Source organism: Streptomyces sp. NRRL B-24484 (genome assembly GCF_000717715.1).
Lineage (GTDB): Bacteria > Actinomycetota > Actinomycetes > Streptomycetales > Streptomycetaceae > Kitasatospora.
The window spans coordinates 1-21,850 of sequence record NZ_JOAI01000048.1 but is presented as its reverse complement, the minus strand read 5'-3'; the positions used below and the strand labels follow the sequence as shown (position 1 = coordinate 21,850).

Below are 21,850 nucleotides of genomic sequence, written 5' to 3'. Positions count from 1 at the left end.
CAAAGGCGTGGGGGATCACCACAGGGGCGCGTGGGGGCGCCTCACGGGGAACCCATCACATCCGGCGGGTGCGCTCAGTCGGGGACTTCGGCGAGGGTGCGGAAGTCGCGTGCGTGGGACGCGAGTTCGGCCGGTCCCAGGGCGCCGTCGGGCGTCGTCTCGTCGTAGGTGACGAGCATGCTGCCGTCGGCCCAGATGCACTCGCCGATGCTGCCGCGCTGCGCCGGCAGCATGCCGCAGGCCATCGCGCCGCCCCGCGGGCCGGGATCGACGGTGCGCAGGCCGTCCACGGGCACGCCGGACCGGCGGAGGCGGTCGAGGTGCTCGTGCAGGGAGTCCGCGGGGTCGAAGAAGTGCTGGTGGCGGCCGTAGGCGGAGACCCGGTCCGTCAGGCCGTCGCCGTACCGGGCCTCGATCGGTCCGAGACCGCGGGAGACCCCGGTGTGGTAGGCGCCGAGCGGACCGGGCGACCGGGTCACGACGACCGCCGTCGCCTTGACCGTGAACGGCCCGTCCTGATGGGTGGGCAGCGAGCGGAACGTCGGCGGGGCGACGAAGCGGTAGGCGCCCAGGGCGGCGAAGTTCTCCCGGTACGCACAGCCGAGTCCGGCCGCGGCCAGCAGGACGGCCGTCAGCGCCGCGGCGGCGACGGGCCGCCGCAGCCCGCGGCGACGGCCGGGCCGGTCCGGTGGGTCGGCCGGTCCGCCGGGCCCGGCCTGTCCGTCCGGCTCGTCCTGCGGTGTGTCGGACACGGTCCCTCCTGGTGTCGGTCGGGTCATCAGGTGCCGTCGAGCGCACCAGGCAGCGGGGTGCGAGGGCAAGATCGATTGCCCCGATCGTCCGCGGTCGTCCGGAAATCTCCGCGCCGGATCGTTATCGGCCGGGGCTGTCAGCGGCCTGTGGCACAGTGCCGCGCATGGAGAACGACCTGCACGGCGAGGCCCTGATCGAGCTCGTCATCGCCAAGGTGAGCACGGACGGCTGGGAGACGGCCGACATGCCGGACCTCGACGACGAGCCGGTGCCGCTGCCCGCCGAGACCCTCGCCGCCCTCCGACTGCCGGACGGGCGGCCGCTGCCGCCGAGCCTGCGGCGCTGGCTGGCCTTCGACTCCTCGTTGCCGGTCGGGCTCGGCTGGTACCCGGAGGCCCCGGCGCCCGACCTCGCGGGCGCCGCGCTCTCGGAGGCCGTGGACGAGCTGTACGGATTCGGCAGCAACGAGGAGGTGTGGTCGAAGATGTTCGCCGAGTTCGAGCCGCTGCTGCCGGGCCGTTGCCTGCCGCTGGTGGGCGGCTGCGACTCGCGCCGGCTGCTGTACCTCGGCGAGCCGGACTCGGCGGGGGAGTACCCCGTCCTGGTCACCGACATGGACGACCTTCCGTACGTGGCGGTGATGTACCCGGGGCTGGACGTGTACCTCGCCGACGAGGCCGGCCTCCTCGACCTGGACTTCGGCACCTACACCGGGCTGATGGACCATCCGGTCTACGGCGCCCGGATGCGGGAGCACGCCGAGCGGACCCGGCTGGGCGCCGAGGGGCTGGAGATCCAGGACCTGTACGCCCCGGAGGCCGACACGGAGGAGTCCTGACGGTCCGTGGGGGTGCCCGGCGCCCGCCGGACCCGGCGGGCCACCCTGCGGACCCGCTCCACAGGTGGGGTGATTTGCGCCGATCTAGCATCGTTCGAGAACGGACTTGGCGCGGCGTCAGGCCGCTCCGGTCCGCGCCGCTGCCGCTTCCCCGGTCTGCGGACCCCTCTCGAAAGGACCCACCGCCGTGCGCGTGCCCACCCCCGCGAGACTCCTCCTGCCGGCGCTGAGTGCCGCCCTGGCCGTGCCGCTGCTGACCGCCGTGCCCTCGGCGGCCGCCGCCCCGGCGGGCTTCGGAGCGGTCGTGCAGTTCAAGAGCGCCAAGTTCGGCACGTGCATCTACGACACGCCCGGCGGCGGGGACAACTACCGGCTCCAGACCTGCCACGGGGACGACCTGCGGCAGCAGTTCGCCCGCGAGGTGCTCGGCGACGGCTCGGTCGTCTACAAGGGCGTCGCCTCCGGCCAGTGTCTGGACAACAACGGCACCGCTGCCTACGCCCACAACTGCAACACCAGCGGCTACCAGCACTGGTGGGAGAAGAACAAGGCCGGCCCGGTGATCACCCTGCAGAACCAGCAGACCCTGCAGTGCCTCGACACCGACGGCGACTACGTCTACGTCCACGACTGCGGCGAGCTGACCAACCCGAACCAGCGCTGGCAGATCGTCACCCTGGACTCCTGACGCGCCTCCCGCCGGCGCCCCGGCCCGCACCGGCCGTGCGGCCCGGGCACCGGGGTGCCCCGGGATGCGTCGGGATGCGGCCCGGTGTGTCGGGGCGCGTCGCGGTGCGGCCGGCGGCGTCACCCGATCGGGGGGCCGTGCGCCGACCCGGGAACAACCGTGACCGCCCGGGGCTTGTCCCCGGTGTACGGGATCACCGGTTGAAGGGGAGCCACCATGACCACGCTGACCGTCCGTTACATCGGCGGCCCGACCGCCGTCCTGGAGCTCGGGGGCCTGCGGCTGCTCACCGACCCGACCTTCGACGCCCCGGGCGCCCACCCGGTCGGCGCCCGGACGCTCACCAAGACCGCCGGCCCGGGGCTGCCCCTCGCCGAGGTCGGGCCGGTGGACGCGGTACTGCTCTCGCACGACCACCACCCGGACAACCTGGACGCCTCCGGGCGCGAGCTGGTCACCGGCGGCGCGGTGCCGACGGTGCTCTCCACCGGATCCGCGGCCGACCGGCTCGGCGGGGCCGTCCGGGCGCTGCCGAACTGGGAGCACACGGTGCTGACCCGGCCGGACGGCGGGTCGCTCCGGGTCACCGGCGTGCCCGCCCTGCACGGGCCGCAGGGCAGCGAACCGCTGGTCGGCGAGGTCACCGGCTTCGTGCTGTCCGGCGGCGGCCTGCCCACCGTCTACGTCAGCGGCGACAACGCCTCGCTGGACGTCGTCCGCGAGGTCGCCGACCGGGTCGGCCCGGTCGACGTGGCGCTGCTCTTCGCCGGTGCGGCCCGCACGCCGCTGATCCCGGACGCCCCGCTCACCCTGACCAGTGCCGGTGCCGCGGAGGCCGCCGCGATCCTCGACGCCCGCCACGTCGTCCCGCTGCACTTCGAGCACTGGGCGCACTTCACCGAGGACGGCGACTCGCTGACCAAGGCCTTCGACACCGCGGGTCTCGGCGACCGCCTGCACCGGCTCGCGCCCGGCGGCCTGGCCCGGTTCTGAGCCCGGCCCGAAAGGGGCCGGACGGCGGGCGGCCCGTGCGGCGGCGGTCGGTGCCGCTGCCGCACGGGCCGTTCAGGAACCTCGGGTCACTGCGCCGGGTCACTGCCCGGGTCACTGTGCCGGGTCGGCCTCGGGGCTGGCCGTCAGGGAGCTGCCGGAGGCGCGCAGCATCTCGTCCCGGGGGACGACCTTGACCCGCTCGCGGCCCTCCCGCTCGCCGAGCGCCCGCTCGTGGGCGTCCAGCAGCTGCCAGCCCTCCCAGGTGGTGTAGTCGACGCCGCGCTCCTCCAGGAAGGCCACCACCGCGTCCTCGGCCGGCGACTCGGCGATCCGCAGCAGGCCGGCCCGGTGGTCCTCGACCAGGCAGGCGACGGTCTCGTTGGCGTCGCCCTTGGTGTGGCCGATCAGGCCGACCGGGCCGCGCTTGACCCAGCCGGTGACGTAGGTCGAGGGCAGGTGCACCCCGGCCTCCAGCACCCGGCCGGCCTCGTGCGGGACGGTCGCCGTCATCGCGTCGAAGGGCAGCTTGGGCAGCTCGTCCGAGCGGTAGCCGACGGCGCGGTACACCGCCTGGACGTCCCAGTCGCGGAAGATGCCGGTGCCCTCGGTGTCACCGTTGCCGTCGAGGGCGGTGCGCTCGGTGCGCAGGCCCACCACCCGGCCGTCCTCGCCGAGGACCTCCACGGGTGACTCGAAGAAGTGCAGGTGGATGCGGTGCGGGCGGTCGCCGATGTCGCGGATCGCCCAGTTCTCCAGGGTGGACGCCACCATGTCGGCCTGCTTGTTGCCGCGCCGCGTGGCGATCGAGCCGTCGTCGTAGTCGATGTCCTCGGGGTCGACGACCACCTCGATGGTGGGGGAGTGGTCGAGCTCGCGCAGTTCCATCGGGCTGAACTTCGCCTGCGCCGGGCCGCGGCGCCCGAAGACGTGGATCTCCACCGCCCGGTTGGCGGCCAGCCCGTCGTACACGTTGCCGGGGATCTCGGTGGGCAGCAGCTCGTCGGCGGTCTTGGCCAGGATGCGGGCCACGTCGAGGGCGACGTTGCCGACGCCGAGCACGGCGACCTTCTCGGCCTCCAGCGGCCAGGTGCGGGGCACGTCCGGGTGGCCGTCGAACCAGGAGACGAAGTCGGCGGCGCCGTAGGAGCCGTCGAGGTCGATCCCCGGTATCCCGAGGTCGCGGTCGGCCACCGCGCCGGTGGCGAAGACCACGGCGTCGTAGAAGCGGTGCAGGTCCTCCAGGGCGAGGTCGCCCGGGTAGTCGACGTTGCCGAAGAAGCGGACCTGCGGCTTGTCGAGCACCTGGTGCAGGGCGGTCACGATGCCCTTGATCCGCGGGTGGTCGGGTGCCACGCCGTAGCGGATCAGGCCGAACGGGGCGGGCAGCCGCTCCAGGATGTCGATCGAGACACCCGGGTCGGTGGCGATCCCGGACTTGAGCAGGGCGTCGGCCGCGTAGACACCGGCGGGGCCGGCTCCGACGATCGCGACCCGGACAGGGCGGGACATGGCGGCATCCTTCGGCAGGGGCGGGCCGCGGGCGGCCCGGGAACGGACGGCGGAGAGGTTTCCGAATGCCACCATCGCCGCCGCGGGCCTCCGGCGGTACATACCTCTGCTTTATGTACCCATAGGTTTGACTTATGGGAGTCCGGATGCTGGACCGCCTCGCGCGCCGAAGTCGTCCGGTGCCATGGGACACCACATCATGATCCGTCGGGCGGGTCGGGTCGAGGGCCTGGGGCCCAGGGCCTACGATCGCCCGCATGGGTCTCAGGGGGAAGATCATTCGGTGGGTGGCCGCGGCCCTCGGGGCGGCCGCGGTGTGCGTGGCGGTGGCGTGGGGGGTGGGACTGCTGCTCGACGTCCGCCCGCCGCGGAGCGCGTACGCGACGGGCTGCGGGAAGGTCGACTACGAGCTGCGGGACGAGCTGCGCGCGCTCCCGGTCTTCGACCGGCAGCCCGCGGGCGCGCGAGCGTTCGGCGGGTCCACCGGGTGCGAGCCCGACGACCGGACGGCCACGGCGAGTCGGAGCTACGCCTTCGCGGGCGCCCCTGCCGAGGTGTTCGCCTTCTACCGCGACCTGGCGGTGCAGGACGGCTGGACGCCCGAGGCGCAGCTGACGGACAGCCGGCGCCTGGCCTTCACCAAGGGGTACCGGGGGACGCGGATCCGGCTGACGGTCTCGTGGTCCTCTTCCGCCGGGGAGCCGCAGTACGGCGTGACCGTCGAGGGCAGTCTTCCGGCGGGGTCCCCGGACTGACCGGGTCCGCACAGTGTGGCGGAACGTCTGCGGCCGCCGCTCCGCGCTTAATTCAAGGCTCGACAAAAGCGGGGCGGGCGTTGTTGGATGCGGAGCGGGCGCACTCCTCGCGGGTGCCCCCGGCCGCGTGGTCGCGCCGACCGACGACCCTTTCGTGTCCGCAGAGGAGCGCCATGACCACCGCACTGACCGAGGGGCAGGCCGGGGCCGGCCGCCCGGAGGGGGACCGGGCCGCGCGGGAGCTGGCCGAGCGGCGCGTCCGGCAGGCGCTCGGGGCGGTGGAGGTGGTCGGCGGGCGGGCCCTGCGCGGCGGGCTCTACAACTCGGTACGGCTGGTCGAACTCGCCGACGGCCGGCGGCTGGTGCTCAAGGCCGCGCCGCCCGCCGACGCGCCGGCACTCACCCACGAACAGGGCCTGCTCGACACCGAGCGGCTCTTCCACCGCCTGGCCGCCGCCACGGGCGCCCCCGTCCCCGCCGTCCTGCACCACGAACCGGCCGGCCCGGGCGGTGCCGGCGAGTGGCTGCTGCTCGAACACCTCGACGGCCGCACCTGGGACGAACTGCGTGACAGCCTGACAGAGGATCAGCGAATGTTGCTGCGCGGCCAGTTGGGCGCTGCCGTCGCCCGGATCGCCGGTGCCACCGGACCGCGCTTCGGCTACCCGGGGCCCGTCCCCGGCCTGCAGGGCGCCGACTGGCCGACGGCCTTCGCCGGGATGCTGGCCGCGGTGCTCGCCGACGCCGAACGCTTCGGCGTCACCCTGCCCGTCCCCTCCGCCGTCCTGGCCGCACTGCCGGTGCGGTTCGGCGGTGCGCTGGCCGAGGTGCGCCGACCCGCGCTCGTCCACTTCGACGCCTGGGAGGGCAACCTCGTCCTCACCCCCGACCCGGTGCACGGCGGTCTGCGCCTCGGCGGCCTGATCGACGGCGAACGCGCCTTCTTCGGCGACCCGCTGGCGGAACTCGTCGGCCTCGACCCGCTCGGCAGCCCCGAGGACGATCCCGGCCTGATGGCCGGCTACCGGAGCGTCGCCCCCGGCCTGCGCACCGACACCGCGGGTGCCCGCGCACGGCTGGCGCTCTACCGGATCCACCTCGCCCTGGTCATGCGGGTCGAGAGCGCACCCCGGGGCTATGCGCCCGAGCACACCGCCTGGCTGCTCTCCTGGTCCGCCGACCGGATCACGGAACAGCTGGCCGTCCTGGACGGGCTGGCAGCGGGCGGAACGGAGGCGGGCGGAGCGGAGGCGGGCGTGAGCGAGCCAGGTGGAAACGGGCCTGGCGAAACCCGACCGGGTGCTGCGGCTGCGGGAGGGTGACCGGGTGTCAGCAGGCGGCCGGGCGCTGGGCGAGCAGTTGCGCGTGCGGGGTCCGCTCGTCCTCGTACGGCCGGCGGACCAGCCGGGCGACCTCCGTGAGGCCGGCCTCACGAAGGAGCGCGGCGAGGGCGTCCGGCCACCAGCGGTAGGCGGGTGCGACCTTGTGGTCGTAGGGCGTGACCGGCGGGACGGGGCCGTCGGTGGACTGGACGGCGATCAGGACGTGCCCGCCCGGCGCCAGCAGGCGGTGGAACTCGGCGAGCACCCCGGGGAGTTCCTCCGGCGGGGTGTGGATCAGCGAGTAGTGGGCGAGGATGCCCCCGAGCGAGCCCGCAGCGAGCCCGGGGCCGAGCATCGGCCCCTCCTCGAAACGCAGCTGCGGGTGCCGCGACCGGGCGATCGCCACCATGGCGGGCGAGACGTCGATCCCGAAGGCGTCCACGCCGAGTCCGTGCAGGTACGCCGTCACATGGCCGGGCCCGCAGCCGAGGTCGGCCACCGGGCCGCCGCCCTCCTGCAGCACCAGCCCGGCGAGGGCCTCGACCATCGCCCGGTCCAGCGGCCGCGCGCCGAACCCGTCGGCGAACAGCTCGGTGTACTGGACGGCCACCGCGTCGTAGGCGGCCCTGGTGGTGTCGAGGTGGCCCGTGCCGGTGCTCTCCGTCATGCGGCCCAGGCTAGCGGCCGGCCCGGGCCGCGGGCCCTCGCCGGGCTGAGACCGTCCCGGGTTCGGCCCGGTCCGCGGCCGGGCTCAGTCCGGGGCGAGGCGGGCGGCGCGGAGGGTGAGGTAGTGGCGTTCGGGGAGGTTGGTGGCGCGTTCCGCGGCGGCGTGGTAGTCGGCGAGGGCGGCCCGCCGGTCGCCGGCCATCTCCTCCAGGTGGGCGCGCGCCGCGTACAGCCGCTGGTGCCCGGCCAGCGCCGCGGGGGTGTCGAGCCGGGCGAGCAGGTCGAGCCCCGCCCGCGGGCCGTGCACCATCGCGGCGGCCACCGCCCGGTTGAGCCGGACGACCGGGCTGTCGGCGATCCGCTCCAGCACGCCGTACAGGGCGAGGATCTGCGGCCAGTCGGTCTCCTCGGCGGTGGCGGCCTCGTCGTGCACGGCGGCGATCGCGGCCTGCAGTTGGTACGGGCCGACCGGTCCGCGCGGCAGGGTGGCGGTGATCAGGGCGGTGCCCTCGGCGACGGCCGCGGCGTCCCAGCGGCCGCGGTCCTGCTCGGCGAGCGGGACGAGTTCGCCGTCCGGCCCCGTGCGGGCGGTGCTGCGGGCGTGGGTGAGCAGCATCAGGGCGAGCAGGCCGGCCGCCTCGCTGCTGTCGGGGACGGCCCGGTGCAGGGACCGGGCGAGCCGGACCGCCTCGCGGGAGAGGTCGGTGCGCTGCAGGCCGGCTCCGCTGCTGACGGCGTAGCCCTCGTTGAACACCAGGTAGAGGACGTGCAGGACCAGGTCGAGGCGGTGCGGCAGTTCCTCGGGGGCGGGCATCGAGAACGGTACGCCGGAGGTCCTGATCCGCTGCTTGGCGCGGCTGATCCGCTGGCCCATCGTGGCCTCCGGCACCATGAAGGCGCTGGCGATCTCGGCGGTGGTCAGCCCGCCCACGGACCGCAGGGTGAGGGCGACGGCGGCGGCCGGCGTCAGCACCGGGTGGCAGCAGAGGAAGAGCACGGTCAGCGAGTCGTCGCGGTCGGCGGCGCCGTCCTCGTCGGCGGCCGGGGCGGTGCGGCGGTCGTCCGGCTCGCGGGCGGCCACCGTCTCCTCGCGCCGGCGGCGGGCGGTCTCGCTGCGGACCTGTTCGGTCATCCGGCGGGCGGCGACCTGGACGAGCCAGGCCTGCGGGTGGTGCGGCAGGCCCTGCTCGGGCCACTGGACGGCGGCGGCGAGCAGGGCCTCCTGGACGGCGTCCTCGGCCGCGTAGAAGTCCCCGTACTGCCGGGTGAGCACGCCGACGACCCGCGGCGCGAGTTCGCGCAGCAGGTCGTCGACGGTGGGGCCGGTGCCGGTCAGCTCAGAGCTCCACGGGCGGCGCGGCCATCACCTGGCGCACCTGGATGGCCATGTTCAGCGGCTCGCCGCCGGGGCCGGGGGCGCCGGAGACGTGTCCGGCGATCTCGATCGCCCGCTGCTCGCTCTCGCAGTCGACGATCCAGTAGCCGGCCAGGAACTCCTTGGTCTCCGGGAAGGGCCCCTCGGTGACGAGCGGGCCGCCGCCGGTGCCCGAGGCCCGGACGATCTTGGCGCTGTCCGGGAAGGCCAGGCCCTGGGCGTCGACGAACTCGCCGTCGGCGATCAGCTTCTCGTTGGCGGCGCCCATGAAGGCGATGTGCGCCTTGACGTCCTGCTCGGCCCACTCGGTGATCGCCGGGAATTCGGTGCCCTCCGCGCTGAACTGCATCAGCAGCATGTACTTCATCGTTCTCTCCTCGCCGTACGGGCGGCCCCGGGCGGGGCGCCGTCACAGGTGGGTAGAAGCCGGCGGCGGGATTTCGACAGGCCCGGCCGGGATCCTCCGAGGATTCTTGCCGGGCCGTCCGGCCGCACGGTCCTACCGGAGGTCGGCGCGGCGGGCGCGGCCCCACCAGGACAGGAAGCTGTCGATCACCTGGCCCGTGCCGGCCGGGGTGGGCCGCCGGTGCCGGGGCACCGACCAGGCGCGGGCCTGCTCGGCGAGGTCCCGGGGGGAGCAGGAGCACCCGGCGGAGGGGGAGCACGGTGTCATGGACGTGGCCTTCCCCTGCAGTGTCGCGGTCTCGTCACAGAACCGTACCGGCGGCGCAACCGCGGTGCGGTTCTGACGCGCCGTCGATAGCGGAACGTCACGCTCCCCTTGTGGTGCCCGAGGGGCGGCCGGGGCGGCTCCCCGGTGCTTCCTGAGTCCTTGCTGGGAGTCGATCCGGTGCACGGACGGCTCCGCCGCGGTACGGTTCCCAGGTCGCGGGGGCGGTCGGGGACGCAGGCTACCCCTCGGTCACCTGGGAGTTCGCTGAGTGAGGAGCACGTGGGGCGCACGGGGTGGGTACGTGTGAAATGGCAAATGACCTATGTGCTGATTATTCGACAACTTTGCACTCTCCTGGGTGATTCGGTGGATGCGGCCGGGGCCGATGGTCATACGATGTGCGGCGGGGGATGACGTTGCGCGGCGCCCTGGGCGCCGCGTTTTTGGTGACCACACGTACACCGCAATGCGCGCACTCGCACATCGCACAATCCGGACGGCGACTCTCCGCGCGACCCGCGCGCCGTCCGAGGGGGAGGGACACCTCATGGGGCGTAGAGCCCGAATTGCCGCTGCCTGCACGGTGGCGGGCCTGGTCATGACGCTCGCGCCGATGCCCGGCGCGTACGCGGCCACGACCCCCAGGATCGACCTGCGGCTGCTGGTCGTCGACGACGGCGGACCGGCCGTCGGCGCGATCGTGGCCGAACTCGACAGCACCGGCGTGCCGTACACCCGGATCGACCTCGCCGCGTCGGGCCGTCCGACCATCGCCGCCGGCTTCCTCAGCGACACCCTGAACGGCGCTCCGCGGGCCAAGTTCCAGGCCGTGGTGATGCCGAGCGAGAGCCCGGCCGGCCTCAGCAGCGACGAGCTCACCGCGCTCGCCTCCTACGAGGCGCAGTTCGGCATCCGCCAGGTCGACGCCTACACCTACGCCGGCGCGAGCGTCGGCCTCAACTGGGGCACCCTGCCGGGCGCCTACGCCGGCACCCTGGACGGCGTCCAGGCGCAGGTGACCGCCGCCGGCAAGTCCGGGCCGTTCGGCTACCTCGAGGGCGGCGTCACCTTCGAGGACAACTCGCCCTCCGTTTCCGAGAGCTACGGATACATCGCGACCCCGCTCGCCCAGCAGGCGGCCGGCGCCACCTTCACCCCGTACGTCGACGCGCCGATCCCCGGCACCGACACCCGGGGCTCGCTGGTCGGCGAGTACGCCCACGACGGCCGCCGCGAACTGGTCGTCACCTTCGTCTACAACGCCTACCAGAGGCAGTACCGGCAGCTCGCCCGCGGCATCGTCGAGTGGGCCACCGAGGGCATCCACCTCGGCTACGACCGCAACTACTTCGCCCTGCACGTCGACGACGTCTTCATGTCGGACGACCGCTGGGACACCGTCCTCAAGTGCACCCCCGGTGACGTGACCTGCCCGCCCGGCAGCAACCCGGAGGAGCACCCCAGCCGGATGACGGTCGCGGACGCCCAGTACCTGAAGCAGTGGCAGCAGGACCACAACTTCAAGGTCGACCTGGCGTACAACGGCGGCGGCTCGGAGGACTTCAAGGCCGACGGCGACGGCACCGACCCGCTGGCCGTCCAGATGATCGCCGACCAGTCCGCCTACCGCTGGATCAACCACACCTACCAGCACCAGTTCCTCGGCTGCGTGCAGGACACCACCGTGGTGCCGTGGCGCTGCACCACCAACGCCAGCGGGCAGACGGTGTGGACCAGCCAGGCCGACATCACCTCCCAGATCACCAACAACCGCACCTGGGCGGCGAACAACGGCCTGACCGCGCCCGACCAGACCGAGCTGGTCACCGGCGAGCACTCCGGCCTGGTCACCAACCCGCAGCAGCCCACCGACAACCCGTACCTGGCGCCGTCGGTGAACAGCACGGGCACCCGCTGGCTCGCCAGCGACTCCTCCCGCGAGCACGACCAGCGCGCCGTCGGCAACGCCCTCACCGTCCCGCGCTACCCGCTCAACGTCTTCTACAACGCGGCGAAGACGGTCGAGGAGGTGGACGAGTACAACTGGATCTACACCTCCCGCGCGCAGGGCGGCAGCGGCATCTGCGAGGACAACCCCGCCACCAGCACCTGCCTGCCGACCCCGCTGGACGTGAACACCGGCTACGCCGACTACATCGTCCCGCTGGAGTCCCGACTGGCCGTCAACCGGGCGATCAACAACGACCCGCGGCCGCACTTCGTGCACCAGTCGAACTACGCCGAGGACCGCATCGCCTACCCGGTGATGGAGCACATCCTCGCCGAGTACGACGGGCTGTACGCCTCCAACACCCCGCTGGTGAACCTCCGCCAGAAGGACATCGGCGTCGAGCTGCAGCGCCGCGCCGCGTGGAAGAACGCCGTCAACTCCGGCCAGGTCACCGCCTACCGGATCGGCGACACCGTCACCGTCAGCGCGCCCTCGGGCGTCCTCGCCGAGGCCACCATGCCGACCGGCACCGTCCAGAAGCAGCTGATCGGCTCCACCGCCTTCGGCTCCGCGTACGCCGGGCAGCTGTCCGGCTGGGTCGGCCCCGGCCTCACCCAGGTCAACGTCACGCTGAAGCTGCCGGCCGGCGAGGTGCCCGCGCAGACGGCCCTCAAGGCCGTGCGCACCGCCATCGCCAAGACCGTCGCGAGCCTCCCGGTGCCGAAGGGCGTCAAGTCGCCCGTCCCGGCCGGGCCGACCGCGAGCGGCACCACGCTCAACAAGCTCACCTCCAAGAGCACCGCCTCCACGTCGACCGCGACGAAGGGCGGAACCCGCAGCACCCGCAGCACCCGCTGATCCGACCGGACGGCGACCGCCGTCGGACGCCCCGGGCCGGGGAGCGACCCTCCCCGGCCCGGGGCACCGGCCAGCACCACGCGCACCACCACCGCCCGCCTGCCCGGGGGCGGGATTTCCTGGGGGGGAATCCATGAACACACGTCTGCACGCCGTGCCCGCGGCCGGGACCGAGCCCGACGCGCCGGGCGCGACACGCCCGGCCGACCTCGCGCACCTGGTCGGCACCCGCGTGACCATGCTCACCGAGGGCACCTACCCGCACAGCCACGGCGGCGTCAGCGTCTGGTGCGACCAGCTCGTCACCGGCATGCCGGAGATCGAGTTCCGGGTCATCGCCATCACCGGCACCGCCGGGCAGCCCCTCTCCTGGGACCTCCCCGGCCACGTGACCGACGTCCGCGCCGTCCCGCTCTGGGGCCCCGCCCCACCCGGCCAGGCACCCAGGGGCGCCGCCATGCGCGCCTTCCTCACCGGCTACGAGCGCTTCCTGCTCTCCCTCCTCGACCCCACCGAGGAGGACGCCTTCGGGCCTGAGCTGTACGTCCTCGCCGACCACGCCCGGGCCGGCCGGCTCAGCCCCGCGCTGCGCTCCGAGGCCGCCCTGCGCGTCCTCGCCGACGTCTGGAACCGCCCCCACCTCGCCACCGCCGCCGCAAGACCCAGCCTGCACGACGCGCTGACCGCCACCGAGCTCCTGGAGCACGCGCTGCGCCCCCTCGCCGCGCACCCCAAGCCCGGCGGCGTCCTGCACGCCGTCAGCGGCGGCCTCGCCGCACTGCCCGGCCTGGTCGGCAACCACCTGCACGGCACCCCGTTCCTGCTCACCGAGCACGGCATCTACCTGCGCGAGCGCTACCTCGGCTACGGCACCGGCTACGCCTGGCCGGTCAAGGCGCTCGTCCTGGGCTTCTACCGGATGCTCGCCGTCGAGAGCTACGCCCGCGCCGCCCTCGTCACCCCCGGCAACCGCTACAACCGCCGCTGGGAGGAGCGCGCCGGCACCCCCGCCGAGCGCATCCGCACCGTGTACAACGGCGTCGACCCCGAGGCCTTCCCGCCCGCCGGACCCGAGCCCGAGGTGCCGACCCTCAGCTGGGCCGGCCGGGTCGACCCGATCAAGGACCTGGAGACGCTGATCCGGGCCTTCGGCATCGTCCGCGCCGAGATACCCGGTGCCCGGCTGCGGCTCTTCGGCGGCACCCCCGCCGGCGGCGCCGCCTACCGGGAGCGCTGCGAGGCCCTCGCCGCCGACCTCGGCATCGGCGACGCCGTGGTCTTCGAGGGCCGGGTCGACGACATCCGCGACGCCTACGCGGCGGGCAACGTCGTCATGCTGTCCAGCATCAGCGAGGGCTTCCCCTTCACCCTCATCGAGGCGATGTCCTGCGGCCGGGCCACCGTCTCCACCGATGTCGGCGGCGTCCGCGAGGCCGTCGGCGACACCGGCCTGGTCGTCCCGCCGCGCGAGCCCGCGGCGATGGCCAAGGCCGCGCTCGAACTGCTCCGCGACTCCGACCGCCGCGCCGAGATGGGCCGCGGCGCCCGGATGCGCGTCATCGAGCAGTTCACCCTGCGCCAGACCATCGACTCCTTCCGCGACATCTACAGCGAGCTCGACCGCCGCGACCGCTTCCGCACCGCCCGCGACGACGGCCCGTTCGACTGGTGGTCGCCCTCCCAGCCGGAGACCGCCGAGGCCGGCGCCGCCCGCTCCGCCGTCGGAGCCGCCGGATGAGCACCCTGCTGAACCTCTCCGAGGACGGGCCGCGCCCCGAGGACACCGTCGTCCTGCAACTGCCGCCGGCCCGCCGCAAGAAGGCCGCGAAGCCGGACGAGACGCTCGCCCTGCGCGTCCCGCCGCCCGAGGAGCTCACCGGCAAGGCCGCCGGCACCCGGCACAACCCCGACGAGACGCTCGCCCTGCGGATCGTCGAGCCCGGTGCGGCCGGACGCGGCTCCGCCGAGCCCGTCCCGCTGCCCGAGGACCCGCTCGACGAACTCGCCGAACGGCTCGCCGACGTCTGCGCGCGCGCCGTCCACCCCTTCGAGATCGCCGCCGTCCTCGAGTCCGACGGACTGACGGACGAACAGGCCGCCGTCCGCTACGGCCGCACCGACTCCTTCTCCATCGCCGAGGAGCTCTTCGCCCGCACCGAGCGGCGCCACCCCGCGCCGCCGGAGCCGCACGACCCCTGGCAGGCCGACCCGCTGCGCACCGTGCTGCGGGGCCTGCTGTTCGCCCTGCCCGGCCTCGCCTACCTGCCGACCGCACGCTTCCTGCAGTCCGGCGGCGCCGGCAGCGCCCTCGCCCTGACCGCCCTGGTCGGCTGGGGCCTCAACCAGGCGCTCGCCCACCGGGCTTACGCCTGGCGCTCGCTCGGAGCCCGGGCCGCGGTCGGCCGGAGCCTGCTGCGCGGCGGTCTCACCGCCACCGCGCTCGGCACCGGCGCGGCCGCCCTCGCGGGGGCGGACACCGCCGTCCTGCTGTTCGCCGCGGGGCAGTCGCTCTACCTGGCCTCGGCCACCGTGCTGCTGGTCACCCGCCGGGCCAAGCGGCTGATGGGCGCGCTCGCGCCCACCACGGCCGGCGCGGCCGCCACCCTCGTGGTGGACCTGCCGAACTGGCTGCGGATCGCCGGCCCCGCCCTGTCGCTCGCCCTCGCCGCCGTCTTCGCCGGCATCGAGATCGGGCAGCGGCTGAGGGCCGGCGACAAGACGCCGGAGGCGGGCGTGCCGCTCGCCGACAGCCTGCCGCACGGGCTGTTCGGCCTCGCGGTCGGCGCGCTGGTGATCACCGCCTCGTTCGGCGACCCCTGGCGGCCCGCCGTGCCCGGCGGCGCCTCCGCCGCCGTCGCGCTGACCCTCAGCATGGGCCTCGCCGAATGGCTGCTCTTCCGGTTCCGCAGCCGGTCGGTGACGGCGCTGCACACCAGCACCACCGCGGACCAGTTCCGCAACCGCACCGACCGCACGCTCGTCAGGCTCATCGCGGGCTACCTCACCGTTCTGGCCACCCTCGGCACCGGCGCCGCCCTGCTCTGGACCCGGGCCCTCCCCGGCCCCGTCCAGCTCGGCGGACTGCTGCTGCTCGGCGCCCTGCTCTGGACGGCCCTGCTGCTCCAGGTCTTCGGCGCCGTCTGGCCGCCCGCACTGATATGCACCGCGGCCGCCGCCGCGGAGAGCACGGCCGGCGCGCTGCAGCCGGCCTGGGCCACCCCGGCCCGACTCGCCGTCACCGGCCTCGCCGTGGGCGCGATGGTGCTCGTCGCCCGCGCCAGAACCGGCCGCATCACCGCGCACAGATGAGGCGCACCGCGCCCCGCTGACGCGCAGCCCGCCCCGGCGGGCCCGTGCCGCACCGACGGCACCCACGTACCCCCCACCGCGCGCCCCGTCCGAGGGCCCGCCGGCCACACCCACACGTCCACACCACCGGAGGCTCGCCCATGAGCAGCACCACCGCCACCACCGCCGCCGTCACCGGAGCCGAGGGCTTCATCGGCTCCCACCTGGTCGAGAAGCTCGTCACCGACGGCCACCGGGTCCGCGCCATGGTCCAGTACAACTCCTTCTCCTCGTTCGGCTGGCTGGAGACCCTGGACCGGGACGTCCTGGACAACGTGGAGATCGTGCTCGGCGACGTCCGCGACCCGGGCTCGGTCACCGGCCTGGTCAAGGGCACCGACGCGGTGTACCACCTGGCCGCGCTCATCGCGATCCCGTACTCGTACCAGGCCCCGCACTCCTACGTGGAGACCAACGTCACCGGCACCCTCAACGTGCTGGAGGCCGTCCGCCACCTGGAGATCCCGCGCCTGGTGCACACCTCCACCAGCGAGACCTACGGCACCGCGCAGACCGTGCCGATCACCGAGGACCACCCGATCAACACCCAGTCCCCGTACGCGGCCTCCAAGGCCGGCGGCGACCGGCTCGCGGACAGCTACCACGCCAGCTTCGAGACCCCCGTGGTGACGCTCCGTCCGTTCAACACCTTCGGCCCGCGCCAGTCCATGCGCGCCGTCATCCCGACCGTCATCGGCCAGGTCGCGGCGGGGGAGCGCACCATCACCCTCGGCGACCTCCGCCCCACCCGCGACTTCCTCTACGTCAAGGACACCGCCGCCGCGTTCGCGACCGTCGGCACCGCCCCCGCCGAGCAGGTCGTCGGCCGCACCTTCAACGCCGGCACCGGCGGCGAGATCTCCGTCGGCGACCTGGTCACCCTGGTCGGCAAGCTGATGGACGCCGACCTGACGGTCCGTGAGGACACCGACCGCATCCGTCCCGCCGCCTCCGAGGTCATGCGCCTGGTCGCCGACGCCACCCGGCTGCGCGAGGCCACCGGCTGGGCCCCCGCCCACTCCCTGGAGGAGGGCCTGCTGCACACCATCGAGTTCTTCCGCGACCCGGCCAACCTGGCCCGCTACAAGACCGACCTGTACAACGTCTGATCCGCGCCCGCCACCACCGCACACAGACAAGGAGCACCAGCATGCACGCTGTCATCCTGGCCGGCGGCAAGGGCGTCCGCCTGCGCCCGTACACCACCGCGCTGCCCAAGCCGCTCGTGCCCATCGGCGACCAGCACGCCATCCTCGAGATCGTCATGCGCCAGCTCGTCGCGGCCGGATTCGAGAGCTGCACCCTCGCCATCGGCCACCTCGGCCACATCATCCGCGCCTACGTCGGCGACGGGTCGCAGTGGGGCATGGACGTCTCCTACACCACCGAGGAGACCCCGCTCGGCACCATGGGCCCGCTGCTCACCATGCTCGACACCCTGCCCGAGCACTTCCTCGTCATGAACGGCGACGTCCTCACCGACCTCGCCTACGGCGACGTCCTCAAGCAGCACATCGACGCCGAGGCACCGCTCACCATCGCCACCTACGCCCGCAAGGTCAACATCGACTTCGGCGTCCTCACCACCGAGCAGGGCCGGGTCACCGAGTTCCGCGAGAAGCCCAGCATGGACTACCACGTCTCGATGGGCGTCTACGGCCTCTCCAAGACCACCCTCACCCGCTACACCCCCGGCAAGCCGCTCGGCTTCGACGACCTCGTCCTCGACCTGCTGGACGCCGGAACCCCGCCCCAGGCCTACGAGTTCAACGGCTACTGGCTGGACATCGGCCGCCCCGACGACTACGACCGGGCCAATGCCGACTTCCGCGAGAACCGCGACCTGCTGCTGCGGGGTGCCTGACCCATGGACGTCCTCGTCCTCGGAGCCACCGGCTTCCTGGGCGGCCACATCGCCGAGCACCTGCGCACCTTCCCCGGTGCGCGGGTGCTCCGCGCCGGCCACTCCTCCTCCGCCGACCTGCGGATCGACCTCGCCAACGAGACCGTCGAGGGCCTCGCCGCGCTGCTCGCCGACCTCCGCCCCGCCGCGGTGGTGAACTGCGCCGGCGCCGTCACCGGCGACGCCCTGCTGCAGACCGGCCTCAACGCCCGCGGCCCCGCCGTGCTCGCCGCCGCCCTGCGCGCGGTGCTGCCCGGCACCCGGCTCGTCCACCTCGGCTCCGCCGCCGAGTACGGCGCCTGCGAACACGGCACCTCGCTCGCCGAGACCGCCGCCGCCCGGCCCGGCGGCCTGTACGGCGCCACCAAGCTCGCCGGCACCCTGGCCGTCACCGAGGCCGCCGCCAAGGGCCAGGACGCCGTCGTGCTGCGGGTGTTCAACCCGATCGGCCCCGGCGCGCCCGGCACCTCGCTGGCCGGCCGGCTCGCCGCCGAACTCCACCGGGCCGGGCCGGACGGCACCGTCACCGTCGGCGACCTCTCCGCGCACCGCGACTTCGTGGACGCCCGCGACGTCGCCCGCGCGGTGGGCGCCGCCCTCACCGCCGCCCACCCGCTGCCCCCGGTGGTCAACGTCGCCGGCGGCGAGGCCCGCCCCGTCCGCGCCGTCGCCGACGCCCTGGTCGCCGCCGCACGGTTCGGCGGCCGGATCGAGGAGCACGGCGCGGGCTCCGAGCGCTCCGCCGCCGTCTCCTGGCAGCAGGCCGACATCTCCACCGCCCGCGCCCTGGGCTGGGAGCCGCGGATCACGCTCGCCGAGTCGCTGGCCGACCTCTGGCACGGCCTCACGGCCGCCGCGGCGGCCGGCCCGAACGACACCCAGGGGCGCGCCGCCTGATGGAGGAGCGCCTGCTCGTACCGCTCTACGTGCACCCGGCCGAGGACCCGTCCGCCTGGCGGGCCCTCGTCCGGGCCGCACCGCGCCTGTACGGCGTCGTCGTCAACGCCGCCGACGGCCCCGGGGAGGCGCCCGACCCGGTGCTCGCCGAACCCGTCGCCGAACTCCGCGAGGCCGGGGTCCGCATCCTCGGCTACGTCGACACCGACTACGGCCGCCGCCCGCACGCCGCCGTCGTCGAGGACCTCCAGCGCCACCGCGCCTGGTACGGCACCGACGGCGTCTACTTCGACCAGGCGTGCACCCACCCGGCGTTCCTGCCCTACCAGCGGCGGCTCACCGTCGCCGCCCGCGCCCTGGGCTGCGCGAGCGTCGTCCTCGGCCACGGCACCCACCCCGACCCGGCCTACGCCGACGGCGGGGTCGCCGACCTGCTGGTCACCTTCGAGGGAGACTGGCAGGCGTACGAGGCGGCACCCGTACCGCGGTGGACGGCCGACCACCCGCCGGAGCTCTTCTGCCACCTCGTGCACGGCGTGCCGTCCGGCCGGCTGCGCGCCGTCCCGCGCGAGGCCAGGCTGCGCGGCGCCGCCGTCCACTACGCGACACCGGGCGACGGCGACAACCCCTGGCGGACGCTGTCGCCGGCCCTGACACCGGCCCTCGCGGGGCCCGCCGCCCTCACGCCCACCCGGACGGAGACCGACCCATGACCCGCCGCCACCCCGCCGCCCTCGCCGCGGCCGCCCTGCTGCTCGCCCTCGCCGGGTGCTCCGGCGGGGGCGACGACGACGGCCCCGACCAGGACGAGCCCACCGCGGCGCCGTCCGGCACGGCGAACCCCGCGCCGTCCGGGTCCACCGGTGCGAGCGGCGGCCCCTCGGCGAGCACCTCGCCGACCCCGGGCAACGACACCGCCCCCTCCGGCAGCCCGACCGGCGGCCGGCCGACCACGGCCGGCCGGTGGCAGCCCGCCCCGCGCACCGCCTGGCAGTGGCAGCTCGACGGCCGCGTCGACACCGGCGTCGACGTGCCGGTCTACGACATCGACGGCTTCGAGAACGACGCCGCCACGGTCGCCGCGCTGCACGCCAAGGGCCGCAAGGTCATCTGCTACGTCAACGTCGGCGCCTACGAGGACTACCGGTCCGACGCCAAGGCCTTCCCCAAGACCGTCCTCGGCGGGGCCAACGGCTGGAAGGGCGAGTCCTCGCTGGACATCCGGCGCACGGACGTGCTGCTGCCGCTGATGGCCAAGCGCTTCGACATGTGCCGCGAGAAGGGCTTCGACGGCGTCGAACCGGACCTGGTCGAGAACTACCGCGCCGACACCGGATTCCAGATCAGCGCCAACGACCAGCTCGCCTACAACAAGGCCATCGCCAAGCTCGCCCACGACCGCGGCCTCGCCGTCGGCCTCAAGAACGACCTCGACCAGATCCCGGCCCTGGTCGGCGACTTCGACTTCGCCGTCAACGAGCAGTGCGCCGAGTTCGACGAGTGCGACGCCCTCAAGCCCTTCATCGCGGCCGGCAAGGCCGTCTTCCACGTGGAGTACAAGACGCCCAACGCGCAGTACTGCGCCAAGAGCCGCGAGATCGGCCTCAGTTCCATGACCAAGCACCTGGAGCTCGACGCCTGGCGGCAGCCCTGCTGATCACCCTTCCGCCCGGTCGGCGGCCTGCGCCATGATGATCCGTCCCACGCGAACGGAGCACCATGCACATCACGGCCGAGTACGAGATCACGCCGCAGGAACGCGCGCGAGCCTTCCGACAGGGCACCGCGAAGCAGCGGCGGAAGGCCTGGGCCCTGTGCGCCCTCATGTCGGCGCTCGGCGTCGTCGAGGTCCGGTTCTTGCGTCAGCCCGTCTACGGCGGCATGTCCCTCGCCGTGGGCCTGGTCGCGCTGGGCATGCTCACCGTCGGTACCAGGACGGCCGTCCGGGACCAGACACCGCCCTCGTCCGAGCCGGTCGAGGTCACCGTCACGGACACCGGGGTGACCCTCCGGCGGCCCGGCCACACGACGGAGACGGCCTGGTGGGCCGTCCGGTTCGTGGAGACCGCCGACTTCTTCCTGCTGTACCACGCACCGAGGCTGTTCACCCCGGTCCTCAAGCGCGGCTTCACCCCCGAACAGCAGACGGAGGTGCGCGCCCTCGCCGCGGCGGGCCGGCCGGCGCAGCCCGCGGGACCCTCCCGCGCGACCGCCGTGGGCTAGCCGCGCCGCGGACCGCCTTCTCATCGCCGGTCGAGCGTGTCCACAGCCGGGTCTCATCCGCGCGGCCCAGCATCGTGGCATGGACATCGACCACGACGAGGGCCGGCGGGTCAGCCGGCGGACCGCGCTCGCCGGGCTCGGCAGCATCGGCCTCGGTGCACTGCTCGCCGCCTGCGGCCGGGGCGGCGGCAGCACCACCACGGCCACCGCCACCGACGGCGCGAGCGTCACCGTCTCGCCGCAGGCCACCGGCACGGCCGACCTGGCCGGCCTGTTCGCCGGCGCCAACACCTGCACCCTCTCGCCCTCGACGACCCAGGGCCCGTACTACTTCGACGCCGACAAGGTGCGCTCCGACATCCGCGAGGACCGCGAGGGCTCCCGGCTCCGGCTGGCGATCCGCGTCCAGGACAGTGAGAGCTGCAAGGCCCTGCCCGACGCGGTGGTGGAGATCTGGCACTGCGACGCGGCCGGCCACTACTCCGGTGCCGAGGCGCTCTCCGCCGGCGGCGGCGGTGCCCCCGGCGGTGCGCCCGGCGGGGCACCGGGCGGCACGCCGCCGTCCGGGCCACCGCCGTCGGGAGCCCCGGGCGGTGCCGGTGGTGCCGGTGGTGGAGGCGGTGCTCAGGGAGGCGGGGGCAGCCAGGCCGACCTCGTACCGCAGGACGACGAGCGCTACCTGCGCGGTGCCCAGGTGACGGGCAGGAACGGCATCGTCTCCTTCACCACCATCTGGCCCGGCTGGTACTCCGGCCGCACCGTGCACGTCCACGCCATGGTCCACGTGAACGACGAACGCACCCTCACCACCCAGCTGATGATGGACGAGAAGCTCAACTCGGCCGTCCTGGCGAAGCAGCCCTACGCCGCGCACACGGGCCGCGACACCTTCAACGACGGCGACAGCATCTACCGCGCGGACATGCTGCTGAAGATCACCGAGGACGGCGACGGCCACCTCGGCGTCATCACCCTCGCCGTCGACCCGGACAAGAACGGCCGCTAGTGTCCTGAGTCTGGAATTCGCTTCAGATATCCGGCGAGGCGTTCGAGGATGTCGTCGGCGGTCTTGGTCCACACATAGGGCTTCGGGTCGGT

Annotated in this window: 21 protein-coding genes; 15 read left to right on the top strand and 6 right to left on the bottom strand. The window is 74.1% G+C overall.

Going from position 1 to position 21,850, the window contains the following annotated elements:
* Positions 1-74: 74 nt before the first annotated feature.
* Complete coding sequence (locus IE98_RS0133360; protein WP_030275518.1) at positions 75-752, bottom strand: hypothetical protein; 678 nt, start codon at positions 750-752, stop codon at positions 75-77.
* Positions 753-916: 164 nt separating this feature from the next.
* Here IE98_RS0133360 and IE98_RS0133355 point away from each other — a divergent pair, with 164 nt between their 5' ends.
* From IE98_RS0133355 to IE98_RS0133345, 3 genes are all read left to right on the top strand, one after another.
* Positions 917-1,591: a hypothetical protein gene (locus IE98_RS0133355; RefSeq protein WP_052391322.1), complete on the top strand. Its 675-nt coding sequence runs from the start codon at positions 917-919 to the stop codon at positions 1,589-1,591.
* A gap of 187 nt (positions 1,592-1,778) precedes the next feature.
* A complete protein-coding gene (locus IE98_RS0133350; RefSeq protein WP_030275515.1) occupies positions 1,779-2,279 on the top strand; it encodes an RICIN domain-containing protein in 501 nt (166 codons plus the stop codon).
* Between the two features lie 216 nt (positions 2,280-2,495).
* Complete coding sequence (locus IE98_RS0133345) at positions 2,496-3,272, top strand: MBL fold metallo-hydrolase (protein ID WP_030275513.1); 777 nt, start codon at positions 2,496-2,498, stop codon at positions 3,270-3,272.
* A 111-nt stretch (positions 3,273-3,383) separates the two neighbouring features.
* On the opposite strand, the gene IE98_RS0133340 is transcribed toward IE98_RS0133345, so the two are convergent.
* Complete coding sequence (locus tag IE98_RS0133340; RefSeq protein WP_043175758.1) at positions 3,384-4,781, bottom strand: FAD-dependent oxidoreductase; 1,398 nt, start codon at positions 4,779-4,781, stop codon at positions 3,384-3,386.
* A 257-nt stretch (positions 4,782-5,038) separates the two neighbouring features.
* On the opposite strand from IE98_RS0133340, the gene IE98_RS45325 reads away from it, so the two are divergent.
* Together IE98_RS45325 and IE98_RS0133330 are read left to right on the top strand one after the other, a co-directional pair.
* Positions 5,039-5,536 carry a hypothetical protein gene (locus tag IE98_RS45325; protein ID WP_052391321.1) on the top strand — a complete coding sequence of 166 codons (498 nt, stop codon included), beginning with the start codon at positions 5,039-5,041 and terminating at the stop codon, positions 5,534-5,536.
* A 173-nt stretch (positions 5,537-5,709) separates the two neighbouring features.
* On the top strand, positions 5,710-6,858 hold the full coding sequence (locus IE98_RS0133330; RefSeq protein ID WP_063749054.1) for an aminoglycoside phosphotransferase family protein: 1,149 nt from the start codon (positions 5,710-5,712) through the stop codon (positions 6,856-6,858).
* A gap of 7 nt (positions 6,859-6,865) precedes the next feature.
* On the opposite strand, the gene IE98_RS0133325 is transcribed toward IE98_RS0133330, so the two are convergent.
* The 4 genes from IE98_RS0133325 to IE98_RS49660 all read right to left on the bottom strand — a co-directional run bounded on the left by IE98_RS0133325 (position 6,866) and on the right by IE98_RS49660 (position 9,572).
* Complete coding sequence (locus tag IE98_RS0133325) at positions 6,866-7,525, bottom strand: class I SAM-dependent DNA methyltransferase (RefSeq protein ID WP_030275503.1); 660 nt, start codon at positions 7,523-7,525, stop codon at positions 6,866-6,868.
* Between the two features lie 84 nt (positions 7,526-7,609).
* The gene (locus tag IE98_RS0133320) at positions 7,610-8,860 is read right to left on the bottom strand and encodes an RNA polymerase sigma factor (RefSeq protein ID WP_030275502.1); all 1,251 of its coding nucleotides are present in this window, start codon (positions 8,858-8,860) and stop codon (positions 7,610-7,612) included.
* A 1-nt stretch (position 8,861) separates the two neighbouring features.
* On the bottom strand, positions 8,862-9,266 hold the full coding sequence (locus IE98_RS0133315; RefSeq protein ID WP_030275501.1) for a YciI family protein: 405 nt from the start codon (positions 9,264-9,266) through the stop codon (positions 8,862-8,864).
* Between the two features lie 132 nt (positions 9,267-9,398).
* The gene (locus tag IE98_RS49660) at positions 9,399-9,572 is read right to left on the bottom strand and encodes a hypothetical protein (RefSeq protein ID WP_159401155.1); all 174 of its coding nucleotides are present in this window, start codon (positions 9,570-9,572) and stop codon (positions 9,399-9,401) included.
* A 598-nt stretch (positions 9,573-10,170) separates the two neighbouring features.
* Here IE98_RS49660 and IE98_RS0133305 point away from each other — a divergent pair.
* The 10 genes from IE98_RS0133305 (at position 10,171) to IE98_RS0133260 (ending at position 21,758) form a co-directional block, all read left to right on the top strand.
* Entirely contained in the window at positions 10,171-12,381 is a 2,211-nt protein-coding gene (locus tag IE98_RS0133305) for a hypothetical protein (RefSeq protein WP_106976785.1), read from the top strand.
* Between the two features lie 238 nt (positions 12,382-12,619).
* Positions 12,620-14,119, top strand: a complete 1,500-nt coding sequence (pelF, locus tag IE98_RS0133300; protein WP_052391335.1) for a GT4 family glycosyltransferase PelF — start codon at positions 12,620-12,622, stop codon at positions 14,117-14,119.
* The gene (locus tag IE98_RS0133295) at positions 14,116-15,690 is read left to right on the top strand and encodes a hypothetical protein (RefSeq protein WP_052391319.1); all 1,575 of its coding nucleotides are present in this window, start codon (positions 14,116-14,118) and stop codon (positions 15,688-15,690) included. The genes pelF and IE98_RS0133295 overlap by 4 nt, the downstream gene beginning before the upstream one ends.
* A 140-nt stretch (positions 15,691-15,830) precedes the next feature.
* Positions 15,831-16,838, top strand: a complete 1,008-nt coding sequence (locus IE98_RS0133290) for an SDR family NAD(P)-dependent oxidoreductase (RefSeq protein ID WP_030275495.1) — start codon at positions 15,831-15,833, stop codon at positions 16,836-16,838.
* A gap of 41 nt (positions 16,839-16,879) precedes the next feature.
* Complete coding sequence (locus IE98_RS0133285) at positions 16,880-17,593, top strand: sugar phosphate nucleotidyltransferase (protein ID WP_030275494.1); 714 nt, start codon at positions 16,880-16,882, stop codon at positions 17,591-17,593.
* A gap of 3 nt (positions 17,594-17,596) precedes the next feature.
* Positions 17,597-18,529, top strand: coding sequence for an NAD-dependent epimerase/dehydratase family protein (locus IE98_RS0133280; protein ID WP_030275492.1), 933 nt, complete (start codon positions 17,597-17,599; stop codon positions 18,527-18,529).
* Positions 18,529-19,242 carry a spherulation-specific family 4 protein gene (locus IE98_RS0133275; RefSeq protein ID WP_052391318.1) on the top strand — a complete coding sequence of 238 codons (714 nt, stop codon included), beginning with the start codon at positions 18,529-18,531 and terminating at the stop codon, positions 19,240-19,242. The genes IE98_RS0133280 and IE98_RS0133275 overlap by 1 nt, the downstream gene beginning before the upstream one ends.
* Complete coding sequence (locus IE98_RS0133270; protein WP_030275489.1) at positions 19,239-20,186, top strand: endo alpha-1,4 polygalactosaminidase; 948 nt, start codon at positions 19,239-19,241, stop codon at positions 20,184-20,186. The genes IE98_RS0133275 and IE98_RS0133270 overlap by 4 nt, the downstream gene beginning before the upstream one ends.
* 62 nt (positions 20,187-20,248) lie before the next feature.
* Positions 20,249-20,752, top strand: coding sequence for a YcxB family protein (locus IE98_RS0133265; protein ID WP_030275487.1), 504 nt, complete (start codon positions 20,249-20,251; stop codon positions 20,750-20,752).
* Between the two features lie 79 nt (positions 20,753-20,831).
* Complete coding sequence (locus IE98_RS0133260; protein ID WP_030275485.1) at positions 20,832-21,758, top strand: protocatechuate dioxygenase; 927 nt, start codon at positions 20,832-20,834, stop codon at positions 21,756-21,758.
* Positions 21,759-21,850: the final 92 nt, after the last annotated feature.